Origin of the sequence: Corynebacterium sp. MSK012 (genome assembly GCF_030232435.1) — a bacterium.
Lineage (GTDB): Bacteria > Actinomycetota > Actinomycetes > Mycobacteriales > Mycobacteriaceae > Corynebacterium > Corynebacterium jeikeium_D.
Genome location: NZ_JASPJU010000004.1, coordinates 25,772 through 39,225 on the forward strand (window position 1 = coordinate 25,772; position 13,454 = coordinate 39,225).

The window sequence follows — 13,454 nt, forward strand, 5'->3', positions numbered from 1 at the left end:
CCATGACTGATCAGTTTGGCTCGGACGAGACCGGCAAGGAACCTGGCAACACACCAGGATTCGAACCGGAAACCGAAACCGGCGCACTCGACCACGTTGATCCGTTTGACCAGGACAAAGACCAGGTCGACGGCCAAGCCGAAGACCTACAAAGCGTGCCTTGGTGGAAGCAGCCAAGAATGTATATCGCCGCTATCGCATTAATCGGCGTTATCGCTCTGCTGGTGATTGGCCAGATCAATCGCAATGATTCGACGCTCGATGGTGCGCAGGAGAATCTGCCCACTCCAGCACAGGGTTCTCGGGGAGCTGTGCACGAGATGGAGATGCTCATTGATGGTAAGTCGGCTCCGATTGATTTCGTTCAGCTGACTGATCAAGGATCTCTGATTCCACCGACCGATGTTTCGCGCCTTGGCTGGTACTCGGCTTCCGCAATCCCGGGTGAGAAAGGTGCAGCTGGATCGTCCGTCATTACCGGTCACGTCAATGAGGTGGACCAGGGCGATGGCTACGCTGCACGTTTCGCTGACCTGAAAGCTGGTGACACTGTCACGGTGAAGGTAGATGGCGAAAGCCGAGACTTCACCGTCAGCAAGGATCCAATCCAGGTGGTCAAGGGCGCTCAGATGCCCGAGGCTGTCAACGATGCAGTTGGTGAGAACCGCTTGGTCCTCATTACCTGCGGAGGCGAGTTCGTCGGCGGCACGTTGGGATACGCCGACAACATCATCGTCGAGGCCACTCCAGTGCGCTAATCCAGTGCGCTAGGGCACTAGGGCACTGGGGCGCAGCCTCAATTCATTGACCAATTTCATTGGCTGCGGCTGTTGAACGCCGTCGAACAACGGCGGCGCCGACAGTCGCAGAAAAACACAGAACAAATCTGCAGAAACCCTGCAGAAACACTGAAGATAAGGAAGTTCCTATGAGCATGTTGAAGAAAATCGGTGTCTGGGGTGTGGGCGCACTTGTGCTTGCCGCTCCGGTTGCTACTGCCGCACAGGCGGTAGCTGCACCTGCAACCTCCGCTGACACTGCAGTTGTCGCTCCGGGCAAGGGCGGGTTCCTGCACTCGGGCAAGCTGGCCGTCAACCGCTACGTTTTCGAGCTTGAGCATCGCGATGGCAAGGACTACGTCACCATCACCTTCACCGGCGATCACAGCGCTGACGTGCAGATCATGCCGGATGGCATGACCCCTGAGGGCAAGAAGAAGGTCGACCAGATTGGTGACGTCCTCAAGCTCAACGGCTACAACGATGTTCACTACTGGGCGGTTCTCTAAACGTCCCCTGTGACGCCGAAGCGCGCCCCGTGTCGCTTACTGTCTCTGTGCTTTTACAGGTCCTAGCACAAGGCGGTGGGTCGCGGGGCGTTTCTTGGTTTTTTGATGGTGTCCTTTTGCTTTCGCTTGACGACGTTGTCGTGACAGCAAATACGAGAAGGTTGATGAGCCCTCATTTGCCCGGCGTGCGCTGCGACGATAGCGGTAGGGGGTAAAAGCTATTGATACAAACCAACTGGTTAGCCCTGATTGGGGGAGGGGGATAAATCGCGGAAATCTTTACGCTTTTTTGGGTGAATGAGCAAAAGCCCGTCGCGAACAGTGCAAAGAGCTATCGCGGAGGTAGTACGAAGTGTGAATGCGAAGGGTTTTCATGCCTAGGTGTCGCGGCCCGTTCTCCTTGGGGGTATCGGCCAGATGCTTAAGCGGTTAAGTTATTTATAAGCGGTTCACTGAGCGCTGTTAACCGAGCAAGCAATGAGCTTGAGCTGCAATGTTTATACATTCAAACATTAAAGTTCATAACGCTTAGGCTTAAAAGGTTAGACAGACTGGTCTTTTTCGTAAGGAAAATCTCAGTTTTGGCAAGTCGGGGAACGTTGGTGTCGCCGTCTGGAGTGAATCGCGAGACGTATTGAAGCGTGTCGCTTCATTTTGGACTTCTGTAAAGGACCTGTTTTCGTGAATAAGTTCTCCCGTACCGCCCGCTCGGTAACTTTCGCTGCCATCGTCGGTCTGTCGATGGGTGTCTCCGCCCCGGCTGCAATCGCTCAGGAGAATCCCTCCATCAACCAGGCTGCTGGCGACTCTCCACTGGTGAATAAGAACGCCAAGGGCTCGCTCACCATTCACAAGTTCGGTAACCCGACTGGTGAAGGCCAGCCGTCTGGTACCGAGGCTGATATCAAGGATGTTGAGGCCAACGGTGGCCAGAAGCTTGAGGGTGTCGGCTTTACCGTCTACAAGATCAACAAGACTGCAGATGGCGCTACCGACATTGATGTCACCACTAACGAAGGTCTGCTGGCTGCTTCGAAGCTGAAGGCATCTGACTTCTCTCAGGGCGCAGCTCTCAAGGGTGACCTGCCTGCGGGTGTCTTGCAGAAGGTCGCAGACGGCAAGACTGACGCAGACGGCAAGTGGGTCGTTTCCCAGAATCTTGACCTCGGTGCTTACCTGGTTGTTGAGACTTCCCCGAAGGAAGGCTACGACCCGGCTGTTCCGTTCATCGCTTTCGTTCCGATGACCGCGGATAACGGTGGGGATAACCAGGGCACTAGCTGGAACTACGATGTCCACGCGTTCCCGAAGAACTACAAGGACGAAGAGCCGACCAAGACCGTCAAGGACAAGGACCAGAACGCTGGTGATAAGAACCTTGTCTACACCGTCACTGGTACCGCGCGACAGCTGAAGCCGGACACGGAGCGCACCCAGTTCCAGATCACTGACCAGATTGACCCGAAGCTGGAAATCACCGACGTGAAGGTGACGGTCGCTGGCCATGAGATCCAGCCGACGCAGGATGTTGATGGGAAGTTCTTCGAGGGCAACAACGTCGACGTCGCCCTGAAGCCAGAAGTTGCAAAGACTCTCAAGGCCGGTGACAAGGTCGTCGTTACCATCACCACCAAGCTGAAGCCTGAGTTCGCGAAGGATACCGATATGGCGCCGAACAAGGCTCTGGTCTTCCAGAACAACCCGGATGGTACCGAGAACCATACTCCGAAGGAGACTCCGGAGGTTAAGACCTACTGGGGTGGCCTGCAGTTCAAGAAGGTCGATGGCGACCGCAAGGGTCTGGAAGGCGCTGAGTTCCAGATTGTCCGCCAGGAGGCTGGCAAGCAGTGCTCCGAGATTGACACCAAGAAGAAGGACTCTTGGACTCCGGTAAACGGTCAGCAGAATGGCAAGGTTGATACCACCTTCGTCTCTGGCCAGGACGGTATCGTCAAGATCACCGGTCTTCACGTCAACGACTTCGAAGACAATGCTGAGGTTGCCGCTGATGACCAGTCCCACTACTGCCTGATTGAGACCAAGGCTCCGAAGGGCAAGGAGCTGCTGCCGGAGGCTCTCGAGTTCAAGCTGGTTGCTACTGGAACGGATTCTGAGGGCAACCGCAAGTACGAGCTGGCTTCCGTCCAGGTCGGCGCTAACGAGGGCGAGGTTGTTAACTCTGACGACACCACCCCGAACCTGCCGATGACCGGTGGTGCCGGTGTCGGCATCCTGGCTGCTATCGGTGCAGCTATCGTCGCAGCTGGTGCATGGTTCGCCCGCCGCGGTTCCAAGAACTAAATCCGAGTAGAGGCTCGGTCACTGGAGCGCCTTAGCTCCAGTGTTGCGGGAATAGCGTGCGTTCAACAGCGCACGCCATTCCTGTAGTTTGCGCATCACTGAAATTACTGTTGCGGCCTTTCGATGTGCTCTTTTTCAACAGCAGGCATCTCTACGCCGGTGAGAAAGAGAAAGGCCACATCCCTTTTTGATTGACTTCTTGGGAGTTCCTCCGTGGGTAAACACTCTGCGTCGACTCTGACGCGGGACGCATCAGCTGAGCAGCCTGATCAGCCTGAGCAGGCGAAAAAGAACAGCATGGTTCTCCCCGCAATTCTGGTGATTGTGGGTTTACTTGTGATGCTGTACCCGGTTGTCTCCACGGCATTGAACAATTACGGCACCTCTAAGGCGGCCAAAGAGTTCGCCAAGTTGGAAAAGTCCGTACCCCAAGAAGTTAAAGATGAACAGTGGGAACGCGCTCATTCTTACAATGAGCGCCAAACCACCGGCCCGATTCTGGACCCGTGGCTTAACGAAGTTAATGACCACAACCCCGAGTACGCCGCTTATCTCGATCAGCTAAACGCTACCGACGTGATGGCGCGTCTGATCTTCCCAGAGATTCAGGCCGACCTGCCGATTTACCACGGCACCAGCGATGAGGTGCTCGCCAAGGGGCTCGGACACCTATACGGATCCGATCTTCCAGTCGGCGGTGTTGGAACCCACTCCATCATTACCGGTCACACCGGACTTACTAACGTAACGCTCTTCGATAACCTGCGGAAAGCAAAAGAGGGAGACGCCTTCTATATCCAGGTCGCTGGTCACAAGCTGAAGTACGAGATTGATCAAATCAAGGTTGTACTTCCACATGAGACCGACGATCTTCGTCCCGTTGAAGGCCAGGACTACATCACCCTCATCACTTGCACTCCTTACGGAATTAACACGCATCGTTTGCTAGTGCGTGGGCACCAAGTGCCGATGGATCCGTCGGAAAGCAAAATCTTCGACCAAACGCACGGAGCTGGATGGCAGTGGTGGATGTACGCCCTGCTTGTAGCGGTACTTGTGCTTGGCACGGGCTTTGCGTGGTGGCTCTGGCGCCAGCGCCTCGACGCCGACGACTCTGACGACATCGACGACATCGCCGAAGAGCTTGACGACGACGCTGAGAATGCAGACGTCGAGACTGCTGATGGCGACGCAGACAGCGATGGACTCGCTGGCGGCAGCGAATCGGCATCCGAGGATAATAACAACACTTCGTGGTGGGAAAACGACAATGAATAAATATTTGACATCCACCTGGAACCGGATAGCTGCGTTCTTAGCTGCCTGCGCTCTGGTGTCAGTAATGGGTGCAGTTGGCGCGAATGACGCCAACGCGGCCAGAATTGTTGGGCATCAGGATGCCCCGGGCGTTTCAGCAACGAGCGGCACGGACATTGTGCGCATTACCTTGAGCCCAGGAAACCCGGACGATGATAATTCGCCGGCTTCGGGTTCTATTTCTGGTGTGACCGTCCATCTGGAGCGTCTCAAGGGAATCTCGCCGTCTAGCCCGCAGGACCGCGAGAAGGTTGAAAAAGCCACTGCCGCTGAGCTTGCTACGTGGCCGAAAGATCTCCACTTTAGCCAGGTCACTGATGAAAACGGCTCCGTGAAGTTCAGCGATCTGCCGGAGGGTATTTACCTTGTGACCTCGACGGCTCCGAACGACAGTTACCGGGAGATCAACTCCTTCTTGGTATCGGTGCCTTTCTATGGCGCGGACTATGACTCCACTCCGGTAGAGGGAGTCATTGTGGCGAAGTCGCATAAGCCGGGGGAGACGCCACCACCGTCGACACCTCCGACAACTCCGCCGAAGACCCCACCAACGACGCCGCCGGCAACACCGCCTAAGACTCCACCGACGACGCCGGGCACATCGACTCCGCCGAAGACCCCGCCAACGACGCCGACAACACCGGGTGAACCGGGAACCTCGACGACCCCGTCGACTACCTCCACGCCACCTGATGAGCCGGGGACCTCGACACCTTCGGACTCTTCTGGATCCTCGTCGAGCTCCGGAAGCAGCGGAAGTTCCGGCTCGCTGGCGCTTACCGGTGTACAGGTGGCAGGGCTGGTAGCTCTCGCCGCAGCCCTGATTGGTGGAGGATTCGTCATTATCGCCGCTAGCAGGAAGAACTCAGAAAGTAGGAAGAACTAATGTTTTCGACAACATTCCGCTTGCCGGATTCACTGCGAACTGTGCTTCGCATGTTCTTGGCTGCTTTGCTAGCGGTAGCTCTCGTTGTCAGCGGTCAGGCGTTTGCGCCCAACGCGCCACAGGCGCAGGCACAGACGGAGGTTATTCCGACCACCCCGCCGAAGTATGAGTTTAAGAAGATCAAGGCGAAGCCAAATCCGGGCGACGCGAAGTTTGAGTTCACAGTTAATAGTGACGCGACGATTGACAGTCTCCAGTTCAATGTTGGCGGCTCGGAGTGGCTTCAAACTTATGAATTGAGCATTAATGGCAGGATGATTCCAGCTCAGTTCGACCAGAGTCGACCGCCTTATGAGGCGCGACGGGCACCGTTTGAAATTGTGCACAGTGGATTAAATCAAACGGTGAAAGCGGGCGATAAAATTAACTTAGAGTTATGGATCAATAATAGCGCAGCAACGGGCAGCGTATCTCTGACTCTTCGTGGCACTACCGCAGGTTCTACTGAGCCCACCAATCCAAGTCAGCCAACAGATCCGTCAACGGACCCGACGGAGCCTACCCAGCCGACAAATCCAACAGAGCCGACTGAGCCCACCGAGCCAGAGACCCCGGAGCCGGAACCGGAGCCGGGAACGATAACTCCAGCAGAACCGACTCTTGTCGACCCTGCAACTGCACCGGAGTGCGTGGAGAAGGCTTACATCAATATCCCGGACACCAAGGGAGTTGATTACTACCTCAACGCAAAAAAGGCGCCTGCCGGACCTCATGTGTATGAGCAGAACAAGCCAGGAACTGTCAAAGTCACTGCTGTAGCGCAGCCAGGTTTTAAGCTTGCTCCGAATGCGCGTACCGAGTGGACTTTCAATCTAAGTGGTGAAGTTAAAAACTGCTCAAATTCCTCCGAAGACCCCAAGCCACCGGCTGTCGAAGGGCGTCACTTTGACGCCATCGGTCACGAGTTTGCAGTTAAAGCTGACCCAGTAGATCCGAAGAAGCCCAATGCCTTTACGGCTAAGGTGACTGAGGAGTCTCACATGAAGTATGCAACGGTGCGTATCGAAACTGACGCGACTTTCTTGGATCCGCAGAAGTACAACCTCACGCTGGACCAAATTGAACCAGGTGTGACTTTGCTGAAGCGCAACGTCAACATCGGCAATGGGTTCATCACTATGGATGTCGTACCGGTAAAGGACGGCAAGCCGGTTGACTCTGCTCTCGTGCCTAAAGATGCAGTGTTTACCTTCACCAATAATCTTTCACAGAACAAGAACCTGAAGGTGACGCTCGATGTGTACGGAGAGAAAAAGAGCACACCAAAACCACCGGAGATTATCTCTCCGCCGGATGGAGCTCAGTGGGTTCACGGACGTGTCGCTAATCCGCCGATGCCGCAGCGCTGTGGCCTGCGCATTGCTGTGGTGGCCGACCTGTCCACCTCACTGAATTACGCTGATTCAAATGGCTTTACCGAGTCGAAGCGGGCGGCAAATGCTTTGATTGATTCGCTGGCTGGAACCCCTGCAGAACTGGGTATCTACAACTTCGCGGGTGGAGCGCCACGTGCTGCAAACGGCTCAACCTATGGGCAGAACCCTCCTTACATCTCGTTGCAATCAGAACAAGGTGTAAACCGGGCAAAGAGCATTGTCGCTAATTGGCAAGGCGACGGCTCGACCAACTGGGAGGCAGGCCTCAAGCAGGTCGCGGCAGGAAACTATGACGTGGTGTACTTCATCACCGACGGTATGCCGACATATTCCTCGAAAGCGCCCGGATTAAAACTTGGTGGCGAATTTGTTCAAGAATCCGCCCTTAACCAGGCAATTGATGCAGCTAATGAGCTGAAAGCGGCCGGAACTCGCATCGTCCCGATTATGGTCGACCTGACTGTAGGTGGAAAGTATGCTCAGCGCACAACTGTTACTCAGGATCTCGTACTAAAGAATGTACGTTGGTGGAAGAGTGGCACAAGCATTTCAGAGCCCGGACTTTATTGGCAGTTCACGAATAAGTACGTAGATGCAGCAAGTTATGTGGGCGATGATACTACTGCTAACTTCGAGATTGCGTATAAGAATGGTGGTTTCAAGGTTTGGGAGCGAACCCCACAAGGCAGGAATATCGAGATTACGCGTGATCAATCCAAGTGGACCTATGGTCCGCGTGGGGTCAAGACCATGGGTGAGGATATTTCTGGCACCGGTGACACCATCCGAGTCGAGCAGTACTCCAAGCTCGCCGCGCAGATGAAGCAGATTGGTGAACAACTTGCTTCTCGCTGTAACGGAGTTGTGAAGGTCAAGAAGCGCATTGTCGATGAAAACGGCAAGGTTCTCGAAGACGGTGCCCCTGGCTGGGAATTTACCCTTGCCGCAAATGACAATGTCATCGGCACCGGGTCCGGTCCGCTGGTCCATCAGTCGATGAAGGTGACCTCCGGATCCGAATCCGACAAGGGTACTGCATCGTGGAACATTGAAAGCGAACGTGAGCAATCGCTGGTTCTCACCGAAACGCAGAAGCAGGGCTACACCCTGTTCCGTCGCGGTGACACGTTAGATTCCACCGGTGATTTCAACGCGGTGTGTACTCAAACCCGAGGCGGGAAGACCTCACCACTGAAGGTCGAAAACGTCGGCGAGTTCGGCTTCCGGGTGAAGATGTCGGAATCCAATAAGGTCCTGTCTTCCATTTCCTGTGTAGTCGATAACTACGAAGCGCCGGACACCAAGCCAGGCAAGCTGACCTTGGAAAAGGCGGAATATGTCGATGGCGAAGGAGTCAAGGTTCTACCGGGGCTTGGTGGTGCGACTTTCGATATCTACCCCTCGGCAGGTGGTCAGCCGGATTTCAGCGGAGGACCGGTCTACACCATCACCCCAGATCAGAAGTCAATTGAGATTAACGAAACTGGTACTTTCTACCTGGTAGAGACTAAGTCGCCGGCAGGGCTTAGCCTGCTGCCAGAGCCAGTAGCTTTTGAAATCTCAGTTGACCAGGAGACTAAGGAGTACACCATCTCGGTGGTGGGTGGCAGTAGCCCGCTGATTAAGGCCGAAGGCTCCGGCGAGCTCATGATCATGCAGGTGACCGACACCAAGACCGGAACGCTACCAAAGACCGGTGGAAACGGAGTCCTGCTCTGGACGCTGTTCGGTGCGGTAATCGCAGCTTGCGGTTGGTTCTGGACTCGCCGCCAGCAGGCCTAATAACAAATAATGGGATCTGTGCAGTTGCCTGCACAGAACCCATTTGGCAGTAAAAGAACTAGGCTGGCTTCCCACCCATCAGGAAACCCTACATCACCAAACCCTCTTACCAGGGTGAGTTAGCAGTGATGTATGAGCCAAGCTGCTGCCCGTTCCCATCGATGATGTTCCAGGTAGTCGATACAACACCGACAGCGCCTCTTTCCGGGACCCATACTGGGCCACCGGAGTCGCCGCGTTGAGCGTGCACATTTTGAACCTGTAGAGCACTGTCCTCGGTTTGGTATGCCTCTCGGTCAGCGGCTAAACCGCAGGTCACTTTCCCCGTAGTGTTGCCGTATATGCAGACTGTCTCACCAGTTTGAACATCTGTTGGGGATATTATTGAGTCACCCGAATAGGAATTCTCACCGGCAATAGCGGGGTCATCAAGCGAAACAACTCCGATATCGTTTCCCGTATCTAGTGAATGGTCATAGGTGGGAGACGGTTGGAATACTCCAATTTTCTGAAAGGTCCCATCCGTCACCGTGTCTCCTTCTTGCCCACAATGACCTGCTGTGTAGATCTGAGAGTTACTTTTGTCGACGTAGCCAGCTGTACAGACACTGGCTTGTGGCCCATTAGCGTGAACGATAACAACTGGATCACCTTGGTTGATAGTGGCAGCGTAGGCCGGTAGTCCGGTTGTAGCCGTGATGATGGCAGTGACAGTGAAAATCCATGAAGGTCTATTCATGGGGAAATCTGCTCCTCAGTGAGTTGGTCGGTGGCGGCCCAAAAACTGGTTCTGGCGCTTCCAGGTCGCACATTGAAAAGCATTTCCTCTGGTTGGTTTTCCTAGAGGGCGAATACGAACGCGCATGGTAAGCGTCCAATCATCCTAAAGATGCGCAAAAACGAAGCTAATCTCGTCGAAAAAGATGGAACTTAAGCGTGCCGGGCAGTTTATATACCCGTTTCGTATCGCGAATATAAGGAAATGTATAAAACTATCAGTTAAGGCAGAACCTACGCTCAACTGAGCAATCATGTGCGATAGCGCTCCAAAAATGGGGTGGCAAAAAGGGCAACGCCTATCGGGGGAGCATGGCTAAACAGCTGCACTAACCAGCAGCAGAGTCGCCGCTGGCACTGTCGCCGTCGTCAAGCGCGGCAACCAAATCGTGGCGCGCACGAGTTCCAACCAGGGCCGGTACTAATCCAACGTCGAAATATGGAATAGTGCCGCAAATTGCACCTTGTTATACAAAGTTGTTGAATTTGTTAGCATTCTGCAGGCAAGTGGGGGCCGCTCGTAACATCAGAACCGTGAATGGCAGGTAAAAACTGCCGTCACGCAGGAGTAATCCAAAAATACAAAAATACCCGGAAGGCTGTGGGCAAAAACAAATCAAATCTGCGATCCGGTTATCTAAGAATTTTTTATAACGAAAGCCCTACTAGAGGGGGTCTCACGCAGCTATGTACTCCTAGTCGCACTGCAGATTGCCTGTGGCGGCTATAGCATCGGCATTGTCCAGACATTTCGTCTACAACACTGAGAACAGGAACGGCACATCATGGCTGACAACGCAAAGAACACTGCTAAGAACACCCCGGCAACTCAGGCTGGCTCGGACTCCGCGAATAAGGGAACCGGTCACGGCCACACTTCTATCGACGACAGCGTCGTCTCCAAGATTGCAGGCATCGCTACCCGCGAGGTCTCCGGTGTCTATGACCTTGGTGGTGGCATGGATCGCTTCGCTGGCTCCGTCCGTGAGTTTGTCTCCGGCGGCAGCGCCAACGTGTCCCAGGGAATTGCCGTTGAGGTCGGCGAGCGCCAGGCTGCAGTCGACGTCACCATCATCGCTGAGTACGGCGTTGCCATCCACGAGCTGGCAGAGGCTATCCGCCAGAACGTCATTAGCTCCGTTGAGCGTATGACCGGCCTCGAGGTCACTGAAGTCAATGTCGACGTATCCGATGTTCACACCGACTACCAGACCCCGCAGGAGCGCGAAGAAGAGGCCGCTAAGCAGCGCGAAGAGCAGCGCAAGGCCATCGCAGCTGCTAACGAGCCCAAGGAGCAGCCACGCGTCCAGTAGTTAACAACTATTGCGCGTCGAAGCAGGGCAGGATGGGCAGTTAAGCCCGTATAAAGGGGAATTTCATGTTCGATAATTACACAAAGACTTTCGCGACGATTGCCGTTGTCCTGTGCTTCGCCGCAATGATTGGTGGTTTCACGGGCTTTCTTGCGGTTATTGCCTTCGGAGGTCTGGCCGGTGCAGCCGGTGCGGTACTCGATGGCAAAATCGATGCGCCAGAGCTCAACCGTAAGTTCAACCGAGGAGGCCGCCGACGGTGACTATCCACGTTCCAGCAACGCGTGGCACTACCGTCGTAAGCGAAAAGGCGATCCGCCGCATCGTAGAGATGGCCGTGCGCGCGGTTCCCGGCACCCTCGACCAATCCCGTGTGCTAGGGCGCGACTATCCAATTGTCTCTATCGACAGTGAGATTGCTCCTAGTTCTGCCACGACCAATGCCGTTAGTGCAGTTCGAGTCGCAGTTCGCGCCGTTGCATCATGGCCGGCACCGACAGCGGAAATTGCAGTGCGCATTCGTTCAAGCGTCGCCGCCTGGCTCGCTGATATGGCCGGTCTTGAAAATGTCACCGTCGATGTTGACATCGACAGCGTCGAACCCGGGCACGTGCGTGTCACCCGGCAGGACTTAGCGTACTTTTCAGATCACCCGCAGTTGACACCTGTCCGGGTGAACCAGCAGGTAGTGACCGCCCCAAAGGTGCGGCGGGTCCCAGAAGTGCGGTCCATCGCCGTGCCGACGCCGCAGCCGGTGCGCAGTATTTCAGTACCGCAGCCACAGTTAGTGCGTAGCATTCAGCCGGTGACACCGCAGCCGGTACGCAGCATTACTCCGCCGCGTCCAGAACGAGTACGCAGTGTCCCAGCACCTGCTCCACAACCGATGCGCTTCATCACGCCGCCGAAGCCGCAACCAGCTGTGGCTATTAAGGCACCAAAGCCGCAACCGGCCCGTCGCATTGTTGCACCACCGCCGCTGCCAGTGACTCGCACCTCGGCGCCGAAGCCGGTACAGGTGCGTCGCACACCAACTCCACGGCCAATACAGCTGCGAAAAGTCGCAGCACCAAAGCCGAAGTCCTTGGTACAGGTGAGTGTCCCCCGGCAACCAAAGCTGCGTCCGGTACGAGTGCCGTCGCCACGCACAATTAACGTTAAGACGCCACGACCAGCACTACTACGGCCGGTTAAAGTGCCGCGTCCAACCCGGTTGAAACAGGTTCGCGCACCACGACAGGAGCAGCTGCGCCCGGTATCCGTGCCACAACCACGTACCGTGGTGGTAAGCACGCCAGAGCCGCGCCCACTGAAAAAGATTGAGGTGACACCCTATGACGCCGACTGAGAGGTCATCGGCCGCGGTGGTCTCGGACGGGTCAGTCGAAACTCGCCAGGGACGTGACCCGCGTCAATCACCAAAGGTCCGCGGGCTGGGAGTTTTCGCCGGACTGTTGATGATTGCAGCGGCCATAGTCGCAGGTAGAGAAGCAATCATTAGCGCCAATAGCTCAGGTGACACCTCATGGTTACAACCGGTATTCGACTGGTTCAGCAACCCACAGGGCTCAGCCGCGTCATGGGTGTTGCTCCTCGTCGGAATCCTCGCTGCAATCTATGGGCTGGGACAGCTCATCGCGGTGTTTCTTCCCGCCCCGCGCCGGTATGTACGCGTCGATGACGATGGCAACCTGCCAGTTTGGATGCATGAGTCTGACTACCAAGAAATCCAGAATGGCACGGCACTTGCTTCCGGAACTCACGGCGGATACGAAGGTGATGACAAGTGAAAACATCAGTAAGCGTATTCGACCGAATTGTGTTGTTCCTCTTCTCAGCGCTGTTACTACTGGTAGCAACATGGGCGATTGCTAGCTACTTCGATGTCGCTCCTGCACAGTGGCTTCATGACACCGGGCGGATGGAATCCTGGGGAAAAATACCTGAGCAAAGCTGGTATGTTCCCGTCCTCGGTGTAATTACAGCGATTCTAGCGGTGGTCGGCTGCAGCTTGGTGGTCGCTAATCTGCGATCACACCGGTTCAGCACGGTCGCCGCATCGGAATCACAGGAAAAGTTAGGAGAGATTTCGCTGCCGGTCGCCGATGTTGCCGATGCGGTGTGCACCGATCTAGAGCGCAACGCCCACATCAACCAGGCGGATTCACGGGTCTACCGGGATAATGGAATACCCACCTTGGAAGTGACTGTGGCAATGCCACCGCAGGCGAGCCTCCCCGCTGTTGTAGCTGCCCTGAAAAACGCGGAGCGTGAAATGCGTGATGCCCTCGGCCATGCGGATATCGCCTCGACCTACAAAATCGAACTGGACCGTTAGTTAGCCTCGCGGGAGA

At 55.4% G+C, this 13,454-nt stretch carries 12 protein-coding genes; 11 read left to right on the forward strand and 1 reads right to left on the reverse strand.

The window, feature by feature from the left end; genetic code table 11:
* The first annotated feature begins 2 nt into the window (after positions 1-2).
* The 6 genes from QP977_RS03250 to QP977_RS03275 all read left to right on the forward strand — a co-directional run bounded on the left by QP977_RS03250 (position 3) and on the right by QP977_RS03275 (position 9,010).
* Entirely contained in the window at positions 3-758 is a 756-nt protein-coding gene (locus tag QP977_RS03250) for a class F sortase (protein WP_070827611.1), read from the forward strand.
* Positions 759-928: 170 nt separating this feature from the next.
* A complete protein-coding gene (locus tag QP977_RS03255; protein ID WP_070827613.1) occupies positions 929-1,288 on the forward strand; it encodes a hypothetical protein in 360 nt (119 codons plus the stop codon).
* A gap of 681 nt (positions 1,289-1,969) precedes the next feature.
* Positions 1,970-3,589, forward strand: coding sequence for a SpaH/EbpB family LPXTG-anchored major pilin (locus tag QP977_RS03260; protein WP_070827615.1), 1,620 nt, complete (start codon positions 1,970-1,972; stop codon positions 3,587-3,589).
* Between the two features lie 237 nt (positions 3,590-3,826).
* The gene (locus tag QP977_RS03265) at positions 3,827-4,867 is read left to right on the forward strand and encodes a class C sortase (RefSeq protein ID WP_222865273.1); all 1,041 of its coding nucleotides are present in this window, start codon (positions 3,827-3,829) and stop codon (positions 4,865-4,867) included.
* Complete coding sequence (locus QP977_RS03270; protein WP_070827618.1) at positions 4,860-5,792, forward strand: isopeptide-forming domain-containing protein; 933 nt, start codon at positions 4,860-4,862, stop codon at positions 5,790-5,792. Before QP977_RS03265 ends, QP977_RS03270 begins: the two co-directional genes overlap by 8 nt.
* A complete protein-coding gene (locus QP977_RS03275) occupies positions 5,792-9,010 on the forward strand; it encodes an LPXTG cell wall anchor domain-containing protein (RefSeq protein ID WP_070827620.1) in 3,219 nt (1,072 codons plus the stop codon). The genes QP977_RS03270 and QP977_RS03275 overlap by 1 nt, the downstream gene beginning before the upstream one ends.
* Before the next feature lie 106 nt (positions 9,011-9,116).
* Here QP977_RS03275 and QP977_RS03280 read toward each other — a convergent pair whose 3' ends face one another.
* Positions 9,117-9,749, reverse strand: coding sequence for a trypsin-like serine protease (locus tag QP977_RS03280; protein WP_070827622.1), 633 nt, complete (start codon positions 9,747-9,749; stop codon positions 9,117-9,119).
* 823 nt (positions 9,750-10,572) lie between these two features.
* Here QP977_RS03280 and QP977_RS03285 point away from each other — a divergent pair.
* From QP977_RS03285 to QP977_RS03305, 5 genes are all read left to right on the forward strand, one after another.
* A complete protein-coding gene (locus tag QP977_RS03285) occupies positions 10,573-11,100 on the forward strand; it encodes an Asp23/Gls24 family envelope stress response protein (protein ID WP_016421902.1) in 528 nt (175 codons plus the stop codon).
* 65 nt (positions 11,101-11,165) lie between these two features.
* The gene (locus QP977_RS03290) at positions 11,166-11,363 is read left to right on the forward strand and encodes a hypothetical protein (protein WP_005511694.1); all 198 of its coding nucleotides are present in this window, start codon (positions 11,166-11,168) and stop codon (positions 11,361-11,363) included.
* Complete coding sequence (locus tag QP977_RS03295) at positions 11,360-12,448, forward strand: Asp23/Gls24 family envelope stress response protein (protein ID WP_049171133.1); 1,089 nt, start codon at positions 11,360-11,362, stop codon at positions 12,446-12,448. The genes QP977_RS03290 and QP977_RS03295 overlap by 4 nt, the downstream gene beginning before the upstream one ends.
* Positions 12,435-12,890, forward strand: a complete 456-nt coding sequence (locus QP977_RS03300; protein WP_049171130.1) for a hypothetical protein — start codon at positions 12,435-12,437, stop codon at positions 12,888-12,890. Before QP977_RS03295 ends, QP977_RS03300 begins: the two co-directional genes overlap by 14 nt.
* Positions 12,887-13,438 (forward strand): hypothetical protein, encoded by a 552-nt coding sequence (locus QP977_RS03305; protein WP_049171128.1) that lies wholly within the window; start codon positions 12,887-12,889, stop codon positions 13,436-13,438. Before QP977_RS03300 ends, QP977_RS03305 begins: the two co-directional genes overlap by 4 nt.
* The last annotated feature ends 16 nt before the right edge of the window (positions 13,439-13,454 follow it).

Excerpts from the sequence above, each read along its gene's own strand:
- QP977_RS03250 (WP_070827611.1), top strand. The coding sequence starts at position 3 with ATGACTGATCAGTTTGGCTCGGACGAGACCGGCAAGGAACCTGGCAAC.
- QP977_RS03255 (WP_070827613.1), top strand. The coding sequence starts at position 929 with ATGAGCATGTTGAAGAAAATCGGTGTCTGGGGTGTGGGCGCACTTGTG.
- QP977_RS03270 (WP_070827618.1), top strand. The coding sequence starts at position 4,860 with ATGAATAAATATTTGACATCCACCTGGAACCGGATAGCTGCGTTCTTA.
- QP977_RS03275 (WP_070827620.1), top strand. The coding sequence starts at position 5,792 with ATGTTTTCGACAACATTCCGCTTGCCGGATTCACTGCGAACTGTGCTT.
- QP977_RS03280 (WP_070827622.1), bottom strand. The coding sequence starts at position 9,749 with ATGAATAGACCTTCATGGATTTTCACTGTCACTGCCATCATCACGGCT.
- QP977_RS03285 (WP_016421902.1), top strand. The coding sequence starts at position 10,573 with ATGGCTGACAACGCAAAGAACACTGCTAAGAACACCCCGGCAACTCAG.
- QP977_RS03290 (WP_005511694.1), top strand. The coding sequence starts at position 11,166 with ATGTTCGATAATTACACAAAGACTTTCGCGACGATTGCCGTTGTCCTG.
- QP977_RS03300 (WP_049171130.1), top strand. The coding sequence starts at position 12,435 with ATGACGCCGACTGAGAGGTCATCGGCCGCGGTGGTCTCGGACGGGTCA.